General features: G+C 32.4%; 19 protein-coding genes, 1 tRNA gene and 1 pseudogene. 12 read left to right on the top strand and 9 right to left on the bottom strand.

Going from position 1 to position 16,979, the window contains the following annotated elements:
• Nucleotides 1–126 precede the first annotated feature (126 nt).
• Nucleotides 127–1,890 (top strand): DEAD/DEAH box helicase, encoded by a 1,764-nt coding sequence (locus tag GWJ01_RS11710; protein WP_109402729.1) that lies wholly within the window; start codon nt 127–129, stop codon nt 1,888–1,890.
• Nucleotides 1,891–2,034: 144 nt separating this feature from the next.
• Nucleotides 2,035–2,319 carry a 50S ribosomal protein L25 gene (gene rplY, locus GWJ01_RS11705; RefSeq protein ID WP_006537318.1) on the top strand — a complete coding sequence of 95 codons (285 nt, stop codon included), beginning with the start codon at nt 2,035–2,037 and terminating at the stop codon, nt 2,317–2,319.
• An 83-nt stretch (nt 2,320–2,402) separates the two neighbouring features.
• Here rplY and yejK read toward each other — a convergent pair whose 3' ends face one another.
• Nucleotides 2,403–3,407, bottom strand: a complete 1,005-nt coding sequence (yejK, locus tag GWJ01_RS11700) for a nucleoid-associated protein YejK (RefSeq protein WP_099074944.1) — start codon at nt 3,405–3,407, stop codon at nt 2,403–2,405.
• A 155-nt stretch (nt 3,408–3,562) separates the two neighbouring features.
• Between yejK and GWJ01_RS11695 the strand changes: the two genes are divergently transcribed.
• The 3 genes from GWJ01_RS11695 to GWJ01_RS11685 all read left to right on the top strand — a co-directional run bounded on the left by GWJ01_RS11695 (nt 3,563) and on the right by GWJ01_RS11685 (nt 5,716).
• Nucleotides 3,563–3,790 carry a YejL family protein gene (locus GWJ01_RS11695; protein ID WP_004247042.1) on the top strand — a complete coding sequence of 76 codons (228 nt, stop codon included), beginning with the start codon at nt 3,563–3,565 and terminating at the stop codon, nt 3,788–3,790.
• Between the two features lie 26 nt (nt 3,791–3,816).
• On the top strand, nt 3,817–5,553 hold the full coding sequence (yejM, locus tag GWJ01_RS11690) for an LPS biosynthesis-modulating metalloenzyme YejM (protein WP_109393683.1): 1,737 nt from the start codon (nt 3,817–3,819) through the stop codon (nt 5,551–5,553).
• An 86-nt stretch (nt 5,554–5,639) separates the two neighbouring features.
• Nucleotides 5,640–5,716: transfer RNA gene (locus GWJ01_RS11685), tRNA-Pro, on the top strand.
• 170 nt (nt 5,717–5,886) lie between these two features.
• On the opposite strand, the gene GWJ01_RS11680 is transcribed toward GWJ01_RS11685, so the two are convergent.
• Both GWJ01_RS11680 and GWJ01_RS11675 read right to left on the bottom strand, forming a co-directional pair.
• Nucleotides 5,887–6,144 (bottom strand): hypothetical protein, encoded by a 258-nt coding sequence (locus tag GWJ01_RS11680; RefSeq protein WP_109402730.1) that lies wholly within the window; start codon nt 6,142–6,144, stop codon nt 5,887–5,889.
• A gap of 32 nt (nt 6,145–6,176) precedes the next feature.
• Nucleotides 6,177–6,434, bottom strand: coding sequence for a hypothetical protein (locus tag GWJ01_RS11675; RefSeq protein WP_109402731.1), 258 nt, complete (start codon nt 6,432–6,434; stop codon nt 6,177–6,179).
• Between the two features lie 336 nt (nt 6,435–6,770).
• Between GWJ01_RS11675 and GWJ01_RS11670 the strand changes: the two are divergent.
• Both GWJ01_RS11670 and GWJ01_RS11665 read left to right on the top strand, forming a co-directional pair.
• Nucleotides 6,771–7,291 (top strand): annotated as a pseudogene (locus tag GWJ01_RS11670) (ClbS/DfsB family four-helix bundle protein).
• 140 nt (nt 7,292–7,431) lie between these two features.
• Nucleotides 7,432–8,013: a hypothetical protein gene (locus GWJ01_RS11665; protein WP_109402732.1), complete on the top strand. Its 582-nt coding sequence runs from the start codon at nt 7,432–7,434 to the stop codon at nt 8,011–8,013.
• A gap of 206 nt (nt 8,014–8,219) precedes the next feature.
• Here GWJ01_RS11665 and GWJ01_RS11660 read toward each other — a convergent pair whose 3' ends face one another.
• A complete protein-coding gene (locus GWJ01_RS11660; RefSeq protein ID WP_337247769.1) occupies nt 8,220–8,549 on the bottom strand; it encodes an MmcQ/YjbR family DNA-binding protein in 330 nt (109 codons plus the stop codon).
• A gap of 283 nt (nt 8,550–8,832) precedes the next feature.
• Nucleotides 8,833–9,012, bottom strand: a complete 180-nt coding sequence (locus tag GWJ01_RS11655) for a hypothetical protein (protein WP_109402734.1) — start codon at nt 9,010–9,012, stop codon at nt 8,833–8,835.
• A gap of 210 nt (nt 9,013–9,222) precedes the next feature.
• Here GWJ01_RS11655 and GWJ01_RS19055 point away from each other — a divergent pair, with 210 nt between their 5' ends.
• Nucleotides 9,223–9,429, top strand: coding sequence for a hypothetical protein (locus GWJ01_RS19055; protein ID WP_392487185.1), 207 nt, complete (start codon nt 9,223–9,225; stop codon nt 9,427–9,429).
• A gap of 314 nt (nt 9,430–9,743) precedes the next feature.
• On the opposite strand, the gene GWJ01_RS11645 is transcribed toward GWJ01_RS19055, so the two are convergent.
• The gene (locus tag GWJ01_RS11645) at nt 9,744–9,923 is read right to left on the bottom strand and encodes a hypothetical protein (protein WP_109393677.1); all 180 of its coding nucleotides are present in this window, start codon (nt 9,921–9,923) and stop codon (nt 9,744–9,746) included.
• A gap of 221 nt (nt 9,924–10,144) precedes the next feature.
• Nucleotides 10,145–11,080, bottom strand: coding sequence for a 5'-nucleotidase (locus GWJ01_RS11640; RefSeq protein WP_109393676.1), 936 nt, complete (start codon nt 11,078–11,080; stop codon nt 10,145–10,147).
• 225 nt (nt 11,081–11,305) lie between these two features.
• On the opposite strand from GWJ01_RS11640, the gene GWJ01_RS18725 reads away from it, so the two are divergent.
• The 3 genes from GWJ01_RS18725 (at nt 11,306) to GWJ01_RS11630 (ending at nt 13,286) form a co-directional block, all read left to right on the top strand.
• On the top strand, nt 11,306–11,467 hold the full coding sequence (locus GWJ01_RS18725; protein ID WP_167392438.1) for a hypothetical protein: 162 nt from the start codon (nt 11,306–11,308) through the stop codon (nt 11,465–11,467).
• Nucleotides 11,468–11,856: 389 nt separating this feature from the next.
• Nucleotides 11,857–12,228 (top strand): SMI1/KNR4 family protein, encoded by a 372-nt coding sequence (locus GWJ01_RS11635; protein WP_109402735.1) that lies wholly within the window; start codon nt 11,857–11,859, stop codon nt 12,226–12,228.
• A 32-nt stretch (nt 12,229–12,260) separates the two neighbouring features.
• Nucleotides 12,261–13,286 (top strand): SMI1/KNR4 family protein, encoded by a 1,026-nt coding sequence (locus GWJ01_RS11630; RefSeq protein ID WP_109402736.1) that lies wholly within the window; start codon nt 12,261–12,263, stop codon nt 13,284–13,286.
• Between the two features lie 615 nt (nt 13,287–13,901).
• On the opposite strand, the gene GWJ01_RS11625 is transcribed toward GWJ01_RS11630, so the two are convergent.
• Nucleotides 13,902–14,654: a class I SAM-dependent methyltransferase gene (locus tag GWJ01_RS11625; protein ID WP_109402737.1), complete on the bottom strand. Its 753-nt coding sequence runs from the start codon at nt 14,652–14,654 to the stop codon at nt 13,902–13,904.
• Nucleotides 14,655–15,179: 525 nt separating this feature from the next.
• Here GWJ01_RS11625 and GWJ01_RS11620 point away from each other — a divergent pair.
• Complete coding sequence (locus tag GWJ01_RS11620; RefSeq protein ID WP_109402738.1) at nt 15,180–15,491, top strand: hypothetical protein; 312 nt, start codon at nt 15,180–15,182, stop codon at nt 15,489–15,491.
• 396 nt (nt 15,492–15,887) lie between these two features.
• Here the strand turns inward: GWJ01_RS11620 and lpxL are convergent, their stop codons facing one another.
• On the bottom strand, nt 15,888–16,817 hold the full coding sequence (lpxL, locus tag GWJ01_RS11615) for an LpxL/LpxP family Kdo(2)-lipid IV(A) lauroyl/palmitoleoyl acyltransferase (RefSeq protein ID WP_109393670.1): 930 nt from the start codon (nt 16,815–16,817) through the stop codon (nt 15,888–15,890).
• Between the last annotated feature and the right edge of the window lie 162 nt (nt 16,818–16,979).

Below are 16,979 nucleotides of genomic sequence, written 5' to 3'. Positions count from 1 at the left end.
GAATATTAACAATAAAACAACTAATTAATTTATAAATAAACTATCACGCCCTTTACTCCTCCCTTATTCGCGCTACTTATAAAAAAATGTTACGCTGACGCCCCGTTTGATTTCTTATGTAGAGTTATGGCTTTTACACTCAGACCTTATCAACTTGACGCTGTTAACGCGACAATCTCTTATTTTCGCCAACACAATACACCTGCGGTGATTGTATTACCTACTGGCGCAGGAAAAAGTTTAGTGATTGCTGAACTAGCTAAAAGAGCGCGCGGACGTGTCTTGGTTTTAGCACACGTAAAAGAATTAGTAGAGCAGAACCATAGCAAATATGAGGCTTATGGTCTATCTGCGGATATTTTTGCTGCGGGCTTACAACAAAAAGAGAGTAGCGGAAAAGTAGTTTTCGGCAGTGTTCAATCTGTTGCCCGTAATTTATCGCAATTTAGTGATACTTTTTCTCTTCTTATTATTGATGAATGCCATCGCATTAGTTTGTCTGAAGATAGCCAATATCAGCAAGTCATTAAACAATTACAATCCATTAATCCACAATTACGGATCTTAGGATTAACTGCAACACCTTATCGTTTACCTACAGGCTGGATTTATCAATATCATTATCACGGTATGATCAGAGGTGATGAAGATTGCTTTTTTCGTGATTGCATTTATGAATTGCCTTTACGCTATATGATAAACAATCATTTTTTAGTTCCGCCAACTCGCCTAGATATGCCTATTTTGCAATATGACTTTAGCCAAGTAAGAACAAGTCAAAATGGGATATTTAATGAAGAAGATCTAAACCGAGAAATAAAGAGACAAAAACGCATCACACCTCATATTGTTGCTCAAATTATTGAATATGCACAAAGTTGCCGAGGTGTAATGATATTTGCGGCAACGGTTGAACATGCAAAAGAGATCCTTTCTCTTTTACCACAAGATGAAGCAGCATTAGTCAGTGCTGATACCCCCTCTTCTGAACGTGACTATCTTATTTCCCGTTTTAAACAGCAACAATTACGTTATATGGTTAATGTTGCCGTGCTAACAACAGGTTTCGATGCACCTCATGTTGATTTAATCGCTATCTTACGCCCCACTGAGTCTGTTAGTTTATACCAGCAAATTGTAGGACGAGGATTAAGATTATTTGCAGGAAAAACAGAATGCCTGATTTTAGATTATGCAGGTAACCCTCACGATCTCTATCTACCCGAAGTCGGTACTAAAAAACCCAATCCGAATAGTAAGCCGGTACAAGTTTTCTGTCCTATTTGCCAATTTGCCAACACATTTTGGGGCATTGTAGATGCTGATGGCGATATCATTGAACATTATGGTCGCCGTTGCCAAGGTTGGGAACTCAATGAACAAGGGCAAAAACAACAGTGTGAATTTCGTTTTCGCTTTAAATTGTGCCCTCATTGCAATGAGGAAAATGATATTGCAGCACGTCGCTGTGTTCATTGTGATGAGATCTTAGTTGATCCTGATGATATGCTCAAAGCAGCATTAAAACTCAAAGGAGCATTAGTCTTACGTTGTGGTGGAATGCAATTTAAATCGGGAAATGATGTTAAAGGTGAATGGTTAGAAATTAATTATTACGATGAAGAAGGCACCTCCGTCTCTGAACGTTTTCGACTAACAACCCCCGCTCAACGAAAAGTATTTGAATTAAAATTTTTACGTGAACATCAACGCGCACCAGGCGTTCCTTTTGTTTGGCATAATGCCAACGATATTATTAAGCAATTTGATTTGTTGCGTCACCCTGACTTTATTGTGGCTCATAAAGGTAAAAAAGAGAGCTTCTGGAAGATAAGAAATAAGATTTTTGACTATACTGGCCGCTATCGAAAAGCAGACACCTTGTATTAATCTGGATTTATATTTGCTGTTAGAGGACTTTTTCGTTAAAATGCGCCCCGCTTTATCTATTTTTAGATAAACCAAATCTCGAGCTTGTTGCTGGGTCGCCTGTAACAAGTATGTATTTTCTTTCTTTTTCATAAGAGAAAAAAGATGTTAACTATTAATGCAACTGTACGTAAAGAGCAGGGTAAGGGTGCGAGCCGCCGCCTGCGTGTGGCTAACCGTTTTCCTGCTATCGTTTATGGCGGAAATGAAGAGCCAATCGCTATCGATTTAGATCACAACGAAGTTATCAACCAAGAACACAAATCAGAATTCTATTCAGATTTCGTAAACCTGGTTATCGATGGCAAAGAAACTAAAGTTAAAGTTAAAGCAGTGCAACGTCACGAGTATAAGCCAAAAATTACTCATATCGACTTCCTGCGCGCTTAATAAGCCACCCTTCGAGCTTTATTTTTCGGGACGCCGAGCATATAACGCCACTTAATGTGGCGTTATTTGTTTCTACTACTTAATTATTTTTCTGATGCTCTGCGTTGTAGCTGATCACGTAAATTAGGTGGTGTTCCTTTAATGGTGAGCGTATCTGTTGCTGGATCCCAGAATATTCTCTCCCCTAATAATTTCGCATCAAAATTCACAGTTAATCCACCACCACTTCCTGAATACTTCATCAGTTGACGTAATGTACTGCGATCTGCTGGAAATGTTTCAGCTAATTCATAGCCTTTTTCTTCAGTAAATTGAGCGAAGTTTTGGTCGCCTAGAGACGGTAATTCTTCAGCAAGCTCCGTTAAGGCAATTTCTTCGCCAGATTGTAATTGCTCATTACAGTAGCTATATACTTGCTCACGACAAGTTTGACGCTCTTGTTTGCCCATTTCTGAAGCTTCGCAGAAATCATCAACTGCTTGTAATAAGCCTTTATTCTGAACTTTGGCGTTTAAACCTTCTTGCGCACCTAAAAAGTCCATAAAGAAATCAGAGACTTTACGTCCAACTCGACCTTTTAAAAACGTTAAATAACGTAAAGAGTCGGGAGCGGTTTCCCACTCAGTTAAATCGATACGAGCAATAATATCTGCATGAGGAATATCTAAATAACGTGTTGATGACACATCTAGACTGTCGTTTACCCACATACTGTTACAACTACTCAGTACAGCAATTAAAAGGTAATCCACCGCTAAATAGCGATAATGACAAAATAGAACGGTACCACCTTCTGCAAAAGGGTATTTTGCTAATTCATCTTTTAGTCTCACCGTTGCTGCTCGTGAAAAACCTAAAAAGTTCTCTTCACCTTTACGTTGTAAACGCAGCGCTTCTGCTAATTCACTTTCTTCATTAAACAGACCATAAGCTTTACTTTTTGCACTGTATACACGATGTAACTCTTCAATCATTTCCTGAACAACAGGTTCAATTTCTAAGAGTGAATCACGTAGCACAACTTCTAATGTCTGCTCATCTCGCTTAATAAGTTGATGCAAAACTAATTGGTTAATATCTAGACTCATGGTCGTCCTCTTCTATTGCGTCTCTTTCTCGTGCGCGTATTCAAACACTCCCTACTTTCAGTATCAAGGGAAAATTAATTAATTTAATAGCGGAAAAAGCCCTAGTAATACGGTAATATATAGCGTTTTATTCATTTAGTAGGAATTCAGATTTTATGCCACAAAAATCCCGTTATAGTGATGAACAAGTTGAGCAATTACTTGCAGAACTTGTCAGCGTTCTTGAAAAACATCATACTCCTACAGATCTTTCTTTGATGGTGTTGGGGAACATGGTGACAAACTTAATTAATACAAGTATTGCCCCTGCTCAACGAATGCTGATTGCTGACTCTTTTGTTCACGCATTGCGTGCTTCAATTGATGAAGGCAATATTCACTAATAAACATAGAAAAATTATTTATAGACATGGTAACGAGACCTCAGTCCTATCGTGAAAAAGTATCCCAAATGATCAGTTGGGGTCACTGGTTTGCGCTATTTAATATTATTCTAAGCTTACTGCTTGGAAGCCGTTACCTGTTTATTTCTGATTGGCCTGCAACTTTTGCTGGTCGTTTTTACGCTATTGTGAGTTGGATGGGACATTTTAGTTTTATTGTCTTTGCTATCTATATACTCATCCTTTTCCCTCTCACCTTTGTCGCTGTTTCTCAACGGCTACTTAGAGTTATTTCCTGTGCCCTTGCCAGTGCAGGATTAACTATCCTTATTTTTGATATCGCCGTTTACCAGCAATTTCAACTCCATTTGACTCAACTTGTTTGGGATCTCGTGATTAACCCAGATGAAGGTGAAATGGCGCGCGAATGGCAACTTATTTTCATTGGCATCCCCATCATTTTTCTGATTGAAATGCTTTTTGCAACATGGAGTTGGCAAAAATTACGCAGTTTAAACCGCCAACGCTGGGGTAAACCATTAGCAGGTGTCTTTATTACTTGCTTTATAGTATCCCACTCTATGTCAATTTGGGCTGACGCTAACTTTTATCGCCCAATCACCATGCAACGTGCTAATTTGCCGTTATCCTATCCAATGACAGCGCGTAAATTCCTTGAGCGCCACGGTTTTATTAATCAATCAGAATATGAGCAACGTGTTATCAGTGAAGGTAATCCAGCAGCACAAGGTATCACCTATCCTCTTGCTCCGTTAATCTATGCCAAGGATACCTATTCTTATAACTTGCTGGTGGTGGTGGTTGATGGTTTAGGGACTGAAGAAGTGCCTGAATTGCCAAGCTTGCAACAATTTGCACAAAATAACCTTTATTTTTCGCGTCATTATTCATCAGGTATTAATAATGATACTGCATTATTTGGGCTATTTTATGGTATTTCACCTTCTTATTTAGACAGTGTATTAAGTAGCAGAAAGAACTCTGCACTTTTCGATGCGTTAAGTTATCGAAACTATCAATTAGCCATGTTTTCAACGAATGGTTTCCAAACACCACTGTTTAAACAAGCTGTGCTATCAGATTTCTCCCTCCCAACGTCACGCAGTGGTAATAATAATGCCACTATTGATAGTTGGAGTAATTGGTTAGTCAAAAACAACCAAACAACACCTTGGTTCTCCTTCTTACAAATTAATGGTCATACCAATAATGCGTCTCAACGTGCCACATTAAATGATCAATTAGAGACAATATTTAAGACATTACAAGAAACCAAAGTGCTAGATAATACTGTTGTGGTTGTCACTTCTAACTATCATCAAGACAATAATAAGAAGCAAATTAATCAATGGCTGTCAGATAAGACCACCTTTAATTTAAGCCAGTCACAGGTGCCATTAATGATACACTGGCCAAATATGACGCCGCAGGTTATTGATCGAATGACAAGCCATCAAGATGTTATGACAACCTTGATGCAGCATGTTTTACATGTCATTAGTCCAGCAGACAACTATTCACAAGGTGAAGATTTATTTGCAAGCACTCGTAATCATCCATGGATTTTCACAGGTGATGAAGAGGCATTCGTAGTCTTTTTACAAGATAATACTTTGTTGATAGATAAGCATGGTCGATACGCTTTATTTGATAAATCAGGACAAGAGATCAGTTCTGCAAAACCTGATTTAAAATTATTACTGCAAGTTCTGGCTGAACAGAAGCGTTTTATTGAACGCTAACGCTATTAAGTGACGCACAAAATTACGTCACTTAATCAGCTAAGGGTTGCTTTAGCACTCAAAAACAGTAATATACAGGGCACAAACGGCATGTAGCGCAGCCTGGTAGCGCACCGTCATGGGGTGTCGGGGGTCGTAGGTTCAAATCCTATCATGCCGACCAAAATTCTTTAGAAAAACCAACCACTTACGGTTGGTTTTTTTATGTCTGAAATTTACGAGGGGTAAAACTGGGGTAAAACTCTGGTAAAACCCCCATCAGATTTACCCTAGTTAAAGCTCAATTCTCGCCCTGTTTCTATACTAGAAATTTGTTTAAATCATTAGCTAAGTTTATAAAACAAATAAAGAAAATACTATCAATAGAAATATGACAGCTAGTAGAAGCCAAATAAGAATGGATGGCCCACCTTTCTCAATTAATTTAGACTTAGCAGAAATAGCTTTAACCTTATCATTATGTTCCGAAGAGTTGGCATTCATAATGTAAGTTGCATAAGCATCAAACATCTCCCCAGTAATTGGAAACATTTCATCTTCATTTTCTATTACCATTAAATCAAATGGAACAGATGATGCCCTAAAGAACATAATGTCAAAGCCAGTGAACTTACGAAACGTGGTTAATTCATTATTCTTAAATTTTTTATGTCCTCAGGAGGAAATTCTGAATCAGGATCTGCTATATAGGCATTGAGAAATGGTCTATTCTCACCTTCAGTCTCATAAATTGATAACTTAATTTTTGATGTTATGGATTCATTTGCTTCGACTTCTACCCAAAATGCCGTTTCATTATACACTTCAAATAACTTTAAAGCGTTTCCTGAATCAGCATTGTTATCAATGTCATTTTCTATTTTTTGGAAAACTTGGTACAACTCACTTTTTCCATTACAAATCCTTTTATTTTCTACAATTATCTATTTAGAGTGTATTTTAGTAATTACGCACAACATAAGTTAAATATAGAGAATTTATAAAATTTTCTTTTATTTCTGCTCTTTTAATTACAGTCTTTATCCATTCTTCGGCTATATACCGATTATTATTTACCCACTATTTAAAAATAGAGATCTAATTTTATTAAAAAATCAACGGTTACACTGTTTATAAAAGAGTCTTTCCCATATTGTGGTAGATAGTACATAATTAATTTGTTTTCAAACACTATACATCCCTTATGGTTTCTCTATTTTAATGAGATGGAATTCCTTATGAGCGTACCACAAACAAAAGTTGAATTACTCTTGGCTATTGATAAAAATTTCAATAAATTAATTAGTTACCTTAATATAATCCCAGCAGAAATCACTTCAGAACACTCAATGGATGGGCACGCCAAAGGAACAGAGATGAGTGTTCGTGATCTTGTTTCGTATTTGCTCGGGTGGAATGCTCTTGTTGTAAAATGGATCACATCGGATGCCAAAGGTCTACCTATCGATTTTCCAGATACGGGTTATAAGTGGAATCAACTTGGTCTTCTCGCTCAAAAATTTTACTCAGATTACAGAGAGCTAAATTATGACTCGCTAGTAACTGAGAACTTCAGACTGTAAAAAATAAAATTGTGAAGCTTATTAATGAACGAACAGATGATATTTTGTATGGTAAACCATGGTACAAAAAATGGACAATGGGTCGGATGATATCATTTAATACATCTTCCCCTTATGCTAACGCTAATGGAAGATTAAGAAAGTGGGCAAAAAATAATAATATCAATTTAAAGTAAGTATCAGCCTCAAATTACACTCAGTATTTGAAAACAGAGTAGTGTCGATATCCAATGGAATCGAGCTACTTGTACAATTACTCGGTTATCAAACTCTAATGCCTAATTGATATCTGGTTGTTTTTATGATGGATAGGAATATGAATGACAAACAAGAAAAGAAGAAGTTGTTAACATTTATATCCCCAGTATTATCTTTGGTGATATCGCTCTATCTCAGTATATCTACATTTGGCTATGATGATATTATTTGGTTAGCAACTTCTTCTGCTATTTTTTTTATCAGTATTATCGTATTGATATCTTCTTTAGAGATTTTTATAAAAGTTATTTATTTTAAGCAACTGTCATTTTTATATACTAATAAATTTGTTATTTTAATCTTTAATTTAATGAGTTTTATAGCAACCGCTATCGTGCTAACAATAATATTCCACGAAGAAGAAATACCTTCTAATTTTTTTAACAGCCTAGAATTCGTTGCTTTACTTATTGCCTATTTTACTTTTCTCTTAGTATCTATTTTAGTTTCTTACGTATATTGCATGATTAATAGTAATAAAAAATTCTTTTTACTTTCTCTGTTCTTATTATTGATAATGTTGATATTTAAAAAAAACGATATTAATTTTTTAATATTTAGTTCACTTATTTTCTTTATTATATTCTTGGGGGCAGTAACTATTATTATGATTAGAAAGGCTTTTTCTAATTATAATTAAGTCGTTTTTTAACAAGCTAATTTATATACTCACCGATTTTTACATTCTCAGAGGCTTACTCAAAAAGAATGTAAGTACATTTAAAATGACTAATATCAGATAAAAATCAATAAAGACATATATGAAAGAAGCTATGGTAATAGCTTAACTCATATAGTTAGAAACTGTTTAAAAATTGAGTAAACTATATCAATAAAATTATTAATTTATTGTGTCAAATTATAGCTTTCAGCAATCAAAGATTTTAATTCGCTATCATCAAATTCAGATGAGAAGCTAATAGAAACCCAATGCTCTTTATTCATATGGTAAGCTGGGTATACTCCTTTTTTCAATCGTAATGATCCCGTTAGATTTGGCATAACTTTTAAATTTATAATATCGACTATATCGCTACTACCAATATCAGATAATTTACTTTCTAGAACATCCATTATAGCTGCGAACCACTTCGAATTACCATTATGCCTAAAAACTATATAATTTGGATATTTAGTCCATAAACACTCCGGCTCTACATTATAGTTTTCTTTAATATAATTAATTCTTTTCTATTCATTACAGCCTCATCTCATAAATTATCTGAATATAAATATAGCTCCATATACCTTAAGATTCTATTAATTTTTTGTTTTCTCTTTTTTATTTTTACTATTTTTTATAGAGTTATTATTCAATACCCTCAATTACAATAAGAATACGTACCTTATTCTTACACAGGAAATTGAAAAAATTCTGATTAACATTGCCATATTTTATATTTCTGCATATAAAAAGGCCACTTAGGTGGCCCAAAAAGTAATCATTTATTTTAACAGATTAAAACTTTCCTTTACTACGTTGCTGCTCAATATAAATATTCTGATTAGCCTTAATACTATTTAATGTGCTATCAGAATATGGATCTTCTTTATGACTTCTACTTTCTTGAGATTCTATTACTCCAGTTGATGAGCAAGCAGAAATAAAAAAAACACTCAAAAGCATAAGTAATCTCATATCTACTCCAAATAATATTTTAAATTAATAACATATATTTAGAGTAAAAATAAATAATTTAGTTCATAAAATTAATCATCTTCATTTTTATACTTGTTCTCAATACGGTTGTATAATGAATAATATATCGATAACAACAGAAAAAACCCACAGATGCTTGACCTGCATTAAGAGAAGCATGGTTTGGAGATAAAGGCAAAATACATCTTGATGGTTATGCAGAAATCACTTGGGTTGATGGATTTAATATTACTCTTAATGATAAACCTAGCGATAGTTGCTGTAACTTATATTTTGTTAATGTGGAAGGCTATCGGCTATCCCCCATCAAATCTAGCTCAATTACATGAGTTTGATTTATTTGTTGCTAAATCAGCGAATGAAGCTAAAGAGAGAGAGCTATTGCAACATTTTTAGTAGATAGTCAGCAACAACACATAAAGACAATCTGAAAGATGTTGATGATTGCGTTTTATTGAGCAAAATCGGTGATTTTTACATTCATCTAATACCAAATAATTCAGATGAACATTTCAAACCTTTATGGCAAGGTTATCAACCTATTGGTATTGAAAAGATTTAATAATAAATTTTACTGTGCTGTTATTTTTCAGCGTAGTAAATTATATTAGTTACGCAATCATCAATTTATTTTTAAATTTATATATCAGTTTAAGTCACATTGATATCTCTATTTAAAATGACTCTATTAGATTTGCTTGTTATTTTTATTATTTAAAATTCATTAATTTTTTAAAATAAAAACCTTTCTTTGTTTTTGGGAATTTATTCCCAAAATATATTTTCCGCTCATAATCTCGACCAGCATAGTGATTATCACCATAAAATTGGCCATATAATGCAGTTTTAGGGCACACATCGTCAGAAAAAAATTTATGATTATTATCCACTTCAATTTTCCTTATTTAAATTAAATTTTCAACCTCTTTAAATTAATTATAAATATTTTAAATTTATAATTTTCAGTAATTATTTAACACCATACCACTCTTATAAAATAGATCCAGTATTGAGCGATTTTATTATTTAAAACGAATTAAAAACATAATTAGACAAAAGAAAAATTAAGTGTATGCTATATATACCAGACACTCAATTTATTAAAATCATCTTATTTATTATCAACACTCTTATTAGCTATTCCAAAAGGAATATGTACCGAAGGTAATTCAGATGATGATTTTAAATGCAGCTTTTGGTCATCAAAGAATATATGTGGTTTTAAAATTCTCAGAACATTGGCTTTCTCTACTCCACCCATAAAAAAAGCTTCATTGACAGAAATTCCCCATGCTCTCATCGTGTTAATAACACGTTTATGAGATGGTGCATTGCGCGCAGTAACAATAGAGATCTTAAGTAATGGAATATAAGTAGGATCTTGTTTTACTTTCTCTAATTCCAATTTTTGAATGTCAGAAATACGCAGTAAGAATTTTTTTAATGGCCCAGGGTTATGAGGTACATCAACCATTTTGGCTTCATGGTTATGAAATTGAGATAACTCGCCTGAAGTTTTATAAATAACCTCCGCTTCATCATCAGCAATCACACCATCAAAGTCGAAAGCAATTCTTAATTCATCAGCATCATCATCATTAACATGACCGGCTAATATCTGCCCTGCTGGATAATTTGCATTAATCGCTTGTAAAACATCATCATGATCAGCAGATAAAAATAACTCAATATCAAATGCTGGGATATAAATATGAGGTGATTTTCCTTGAAGAAATACAGCTCGGGTGATCCCCAAGTTATAATGTTCAATAGAATTCATCACTCTTAATCCAGTGTCGGGATCATTTCTGGATAACAAAATAACTTCAACTAGAGGATCGTCAGGTCTAATATTATTTAGTTTCAAAAGGCGACTAATAAAAGGAAATGCAACGCCTTTATTCAAAGGCATATCCTGCATTTTATGTTGATACTTTCGATAGGCTTCCTCCCCTTGCGTGCGAAAAATATTATCTGATTCTTGTAAATCAAATAATGCACTAGAAGAAAGCCCTATAACCAATCTCTTCGTCAAATCATACGCCATCGCAAAAATTTCCTATTAGTTCCTTTTATTATTCATAATATCACTCTTTCAAGAGACTGAAGATGAGAAACTTGTACACAAAAATGTAGACAAAATAATGCTATTTACCTACTCATGAGCATTTATCATCAAATTATACATCACCAATAAATGATATTAATTATCATTTGCATTTAGAGCATATCCTTATTATCGTTATAACTATCATCAATAAGGAGAAAACTCATGGTTAAGAAAACGATACATTTACGCTCTAAACACTTTAAAGATTTAGTCAATAAAATGAAAAAAATGAATGCCGTTAAAAATACAATAAGTCCGCAATCAGAAAATAGTGATCTTATTGTTATTAATAACAAAATTCCTACTTTGGTTTCTGTAAAGTAAGAGAACTTATTGGCTTTTAGTGTGAATAAATAGTGACCACAATCTTCATAGGGTTGACATATCAAATGATAATGATTATCTTTTAACTTGTGAATAATTGAGTATTTTACTTGGTTTTTCACAACGACATTGCTCACATTGCTTCTAGTATTTATTGACCAACTCTCCTAGCGTTGGTCTTTTTTTTATCTGCATAAAACCATACGCCACTTAACACTAAATGAAGGATAAGCTTTCATACAAAATACTATTATCTTATTGAAATTAAAATAGTTTATAGTGAAAATTAAGTAAGATAATAATATTGTATTTGGTTATCACTATCTAAAAATAATTATGAAATAACCACTTTATAATATAAGCCATATCATCAATAGGGATTTTAAATTATGGGTTTTATTTCCGCGTTCATTGGAAAAAATAAAGAGCTAACACCAGAGAAACAATGGGAACAACTTAATAAAAAATATGCAGATAATCCTATTGAACGTATCCGTGAGAAATTAGCACTAGTTGTTAGTATTGATCATGAACATAAAGAGTTTGGTGCTGATAATCATAAATATCAGCTAAATTCTCCGTTATCAAAAGAGAAAGTTAATCAGCTACAAGCAAAAATAGGATGTGAATTTCCTGAAGATTATATCACCTTTGTAACTCAAATTGGTAATGGCGGTACAGGCTCTTATGGTAGCGCCGGTCCTTACTATGGCCTATATACTTTTGATGATGCAATCAAATCAATAGGAATGGCATACTAAATTGTTCCTTATCTTGCTTACTTAGCCCTAAAATGGATATCAATGAATGGAAAGCATTATGTAATGTACCCGAAAACTGTAGTGATGAAGATTTTGATACTATTTTCAATAGAGTTCATCAAGGTACGCTTTATTTAGGTACTTGTGGTTGCGAATATGATCTTTTATTAGTAGTTAATGGAGATTATAAAGGTCATATTTTATATACATCCGATTGGGTTAATTCAGATACTCCTTACAGATTTTCCTATGAAACTTCATTTACACAATGGTATGAACGTTGGTTAGATGAAGTAATTTTAGGCTATGATACAAGCTGGTTTGGTCATCGAATGGGAGGTAATGAAGAAACGTTACTTCAATTTGCCCAAAATAATGAAGATATCACGAAAAAAATTAGTGCAATAAACTCACTAACTAAACTTCCTGAATTATCCAACAACAGTTTGGATTTTTTAGAGCAACAACTACAAACTAAAGATATGGAGCTATATAAAGCTTCATTAAATGTTTTAGCTACCTATTTTAAAGAACAAGCACTGCCTTATATTCAGCAAGCTTTAGTTGCTCCATTTAATGAAAAAACAGATATCGTTATTCCTATTATTTACTTTAAATATAAAGATCAATGTGCTCTTTTCAAAGAGAGGCTTCTCCCCATACTTAAAGTAACTAATAACGAAGATACATTGCGTTTTATCGGTTACTCTTTGACCAAATTAAACGCTATTTTAGTTGAAGATTTTCAACCATTCTTTACTCACCCAAATGTAGAAATAATAAGAAGTGCAATTTATGCTGCTTCTCATGATGTTAATTTAAAAGATAAAGTATCAGCGTTTTATGAACTAATAATCTCTGAAAATGAAGAGATCAGCTTAGGCGCAATCCAGGCATTATCTAGTTCAAATTATATCAATAATGAGCTATTGGATTATTTAAAAAAAGCTTGGAAAATGTATCCTGAAGAAAAAAGTCCTTATATTCGTAATAATATTTCTTCTTATATCGCAAAGATATACCCACCAAACAATATGATTGATGTAAAACAATGGTAGTTAATGGATAGACACCCTATCATCTTCTTACATCTATTCTAATCAGGCAATAATCAATCATTATCATTGTCTGATTTTTACCTAAGATAGTTATAAATACGTATTTTTGTTGTTCTAAAAATTAAGGAATTTATCAATACTCTTAGCTAAATGTATATAAATTTTATTGTTAAATTAACATGATTATTAGTTACACACTCCAACCCAATGTCCCTAATAAATTAAAAATCAATTAAAAACAATTAATTATATTATCAAAATATCAAGTAATTATGATTTTTTCAAAAAACACTTTTAATTTCACACTTATTTTTATTATTTTTTTTAAAAGTTTGTTACAGATTGATATCTTTTTTTCCCTTACTATTGGTTTTAGTATTTCATCACTGATAGATATTTAATTTTCCCCCGCCTAGTGCGGGGATTTTTTTATCTGAAGAACTCACTTTAATTCTGGCAAATAAAATCACTATTTCTTTCAAATTAAACGTTCTCTTATTTTCTTTTTTCATAGCAAAGACAACTTTTGATCTTTTCAAAAAAATCAGAAAAAATACTAATGATATTAAAAAGGCCATTATTTTATGGCCTTATTGTCAATATCCTGTTTGATTTCTATTTATAAGCTTCAAAAGTAATAATTTCTGTTTCGTTATTTGGTTCACGTAAATATTGATAATCCCCAGAAATTGTTATTTTGTCAAAACCAATAGATTCAAGGAGTCGTTTAAATTCATACACACCAAACCATTTCAATTTAAACACTTCCCATTCACTTTCAATTATTTTCCCATTTCTCCATTTATCATAACGGTGATGAGATACTGTTAATTGATTAATATAATCTATTTCAGCATTTACTATCTGTAAGGTAATTAAATCCCCTTCCGGCGTTTCAAATTGTCGACTAGAACACTGGCCTTGAGTAAAGGTATGCGCCAAACTAATATCAATTAACAAACGTCCACCTGGATTTAATGCGTTATAGCATTGTTGAAGTGACTGTAGTGCTTTTGTTTCGCTATCTAACAATAAAAAAGTCCCAGTCGGAATAATTATTGCGTCAACAAGTGTCTCAACTTGGAAAGTCAACAAATTATCTTTAGTCACCTTATCTTGAGAATATCCATTTCTTCTTAGATTTTCCATACAGAAATAAAGCATCTCATCTGAAAGATCAAACCCTTCTACATTAAATCCAGCCTTTAATAAAGGGATCAAAATACGCCCAGTTCCCACGGCGGGTTCTAAGATTTTACCATTAACGTCCTTAAGACGTTCTTGATAATATTCTACGTCACCAAAACTACACCCTATAGGTTTATCTATTTGGTAAACTTGGGCTGATAGCGAATGATAACTCTGCATAAATAGTCTATTCTCTTTTTGTCGTTTATTTTTAATGATAATAAAGTGATAAATTAAGATATCAATACTCAACTAGATAAAAACCATCAAATAAAGATATAATTTTTACTTTTATAGTCATCTCGTCGAAATACTTTGACAAATTTTTTGTCATCTTGAAATAGCTCAATTTATTAATTTTTTGTTTTAACAACAAAATGTATCATAAAAAAATTAAGTAATATAACTAATATTAAATAAAATTAACTTGTTAATGAAAATAAAGCAAAGCTTACAAAATACATATCATTCAAATAGTTATGCAATCCACTTCTAATTTTACTTATTATTCCATTAGTGAAGTTTTCAAAAAATCATTCATAAATCTTTATCTAGCAGTCATTAACCATCAAGATTTTTTACAGATTGATATATTTTTTTCCTCTAATATTCCTTCCATCAACTCGGTACGAATAGACATTTATTTATCGTACACAAAAAACAAATCAAAAGTTAACCAAATAAAGAATATTTGAGGAATATAGAATGAAAAATAATTTTATTATCGGTATTTGCTTAACACTTTTATTATCAGCTCCAACTATGGCAAATAACAATAAAGTCATCGGCTCAGGAACAATCACATTTACAGGCTCTATTGTAGAGGGAAATTGTATGACGGACTCAGTAGGAAATACTTTTAAAGCAAATTGCTGGAATGGAACTGAAATGGAAGAAACTTTACATAAAATCGAACCCAATAAAATATTTAATGCTCAATTAGGTGAAAATAAAGGTTCAGTAAGTATAAATTGGATCAAAGAAAATGTAGGTATAATGGATATCGTATATAATTAATATAGTAACTTTAAAACCCTATATTTTTTAATAAACATTAATCTCTATTAAATAGAAATAATATTTATTATTAAATAATGAGTATATATTTTCCAAGAATTAGAATTCATTACTATATAAATGGTATTTTCTATTATGGTTATAATATATTAGGCAGATATAGTTTATTTCTATATCTGCTAACTCTGTTTTAACTCATTTATAAAAATTCTTATATTCCTATCTTCTAAATCCATACAAATCCTAGGGTTGACAATGCAAGTGATAATGATTATCTTTTACCATTGTGAATGGTTGAGTGTTTTACTTGGTTTTTCACAACGACATTGCTCACATTGCTTCCAGTATTTACTGTGACCAACACATAGTGTGTTGGTCTTTTTTATATATTAATCATTAATTATAAAAACTGGCTTCACCTGCTGGCCGAGTTTTAAAACGACGGTGAGCCCATAAATATTGTTCTGGAGCTCTCATAATTTCAGTTTCTATCAGCTTATTCATTCTATCTGTGTCATTTTGAATATCCTCAGAAGGATAATTAACTAATTCTTTACCAATGATTAAGCTGTACTTTTTACCTTTTTGATTTTCATTTCTAACTAAAGTGACGGTTAAAGAAGGTGCTCCTGATAGTTTCGCGAGTATTGCAACCCCTTTTGAGGTTGATGTTTTTTCAACAGAGAAGAAAGGAGAGAATGTTGTGCCTTTTAAACCAAAGTCTTGGTCTGGAGCAAACCAAATTGCTTTTCCTTTTTTTAGCTCCATAACCATAAACTTTAGGTTACGTCTATCTATCATGCCTTTATCTGAACGGCATCTTGCTTTAGTTTGGATAAACTCCATCGCTTTATTATTATGTGGCCTATACATCGCATTTACAGGGAAACAAAGCCCCATAATGCGCCCACCTAATTCTAGTGACATAGAATGTATACCAATGAGTAAAATTCCAGCTTTTTTATCACTAGCATCAGTAAAATTGGAGATCCCCTGCACTTCAAATAGTTTTTTTAATCGACGATCACTCCAGAACCACGCCATACCTGTTTCAAATAATGCGACACCTAGTGACGATAAATTGTCCATAACAAGCTTGTTAATTTCATTTTCATCTTTATTAGGAAAACATAATTCTAAATTTTTCTTTATGATAGAAACTCTTCTTTTGACAAAGAAACGAGATAACAATCCAAGATGTTTACCTAAAAAAAGTAACCACGAATAAGGTAGCTGTACTAATAAAAAAAGAATAAAAACACCAAACCAAGTTAAGAAATATTTTGGATGTAATAAATGCAATGAAAAAATATTTTTTGCGTACACAAGTTTGTCCTTTAGGAACTAAAAAGCATTTAAGCCACATTGAATTAGACAATAATTATTTAAGATAAGTCATTAAATATTACTTTTATTTTTTATCTTAAATTATTTTTTATGATTTATCTGATATCTTTTATTCTAATAAAAATTTTTTCTTTCTTTTGA

The sequence above is a fragment of the Proteus sp. G2618 genome (assembly GCF_009915995.1).
GTDB classification, from domain to species: Bacteria; Pseudomonadota; Gammaproteobacteria; order Enterobacterales; family Enterobacteriaceae; genus Proteus; species Proteus terrae.
Note: the sequence above shows the minus strand (reverse complement) of the source record. Positions and strands in the feature narration are given on the sequence as shown.

Coding starts and splice junctions, on each gene's coding strand:
- GWJ01_RS11710 (WP_109402729.1), top strand. CDS start 127: ATGGCTTTTACACTCAGACCTTATCAACTTGACGCTGTTAACGCGACA.
- rplY (WP_006537318.1), top strand. CDS start 2,035: ATGTTAACTATTAATGCAACTGTACGTAAAGAGCAGGGTAAGGGTGCG.
- yejK (WP_099074944.1), bottom strand. CDS start 3,407: ATGAGTCTAGATATTAACCAATTAGTTTTGCATCAACTTATTAAGCGA.
- GWJ01_RS11695 (WP_004247042.1), top strand. CDS start 3,563: ATGCCACAAAAATCCCGTTATAGTGATGAACAAGTTGAGCAATTACTT.
- yejM (WP_109393683.1), top strand. CDS start 3,817: ATGGTAACGAGACCTCAGTCCTATCGTGAAAAAGTATCCCAAATGATC.
- GWJ01_RS11680 (WP_109402730.1), bottom strand. CDS start 6,144: ATGTTCTTTAGGGCATCATCTGTTCCATTTGATTTAATGGTAATAGAA.
- GWJ01_RS11665 (WP_109402732.1), top strand. CDS start 7,432: ATGAATGACAAACAAGAAAAGAAGAAGTTGTTAACATTTATATCCCCA.
- GWJ01_RS11655 (WP_109402734.1), bottom strand. CDS start 9,012: ATGAGATTACTTATGCTTTTGAGTGTTTTTTTTATTTCTGCTTGCTCA.
- GWJ01_RS19055 (WP_392487185.1), top strand. CDS start 9,223: ATGGTTATGCAGAAATCACTTGGGTTGATGGATTTAATATTACTCTTA.
- GWJ01_RS11640 (WP_109393676.1), bottom strand. CDS start 11,080: ATGGCGTATGATTTGACGAAGAGATTGGTTATAGGGCTTTCTTCTAGT.
- GWJ01_RS18725 (WP_167392438.1), top strand. CDS start 11,306: ATGGTTAAGAAAACGATACATTTACGCTCTAAACACTTTAAAGATTTA.
- GWJ01_RS11635 (WP_109402735.1), top strand. CDS start 11,857: ATGGGTTTTATTTCCGCGTTCATTGGAAAAAATAAAGAGCTAACACCA.
- GWJ01_RS11630 (WP_109402736.1), top strand. CDS start 12,261: ATGGATATCAATGAATGGAAAGCATTATGTAATGTACCCGAAAACTGT.
- GWJ01_RS11625 (WP_109402737.1), bottom strand. CDS start 14,654: ATGCAGAGTTATCATTCGCTATCAGCCCAAGTTTACCAAATAGATAAA.
- GWJ01_RS11620 (WP_109402738.1), top strand. CDS start 15,180: ATGAAAAATAATTTTATTATCGGTATTTGCTTAACACTTTTATTATCA.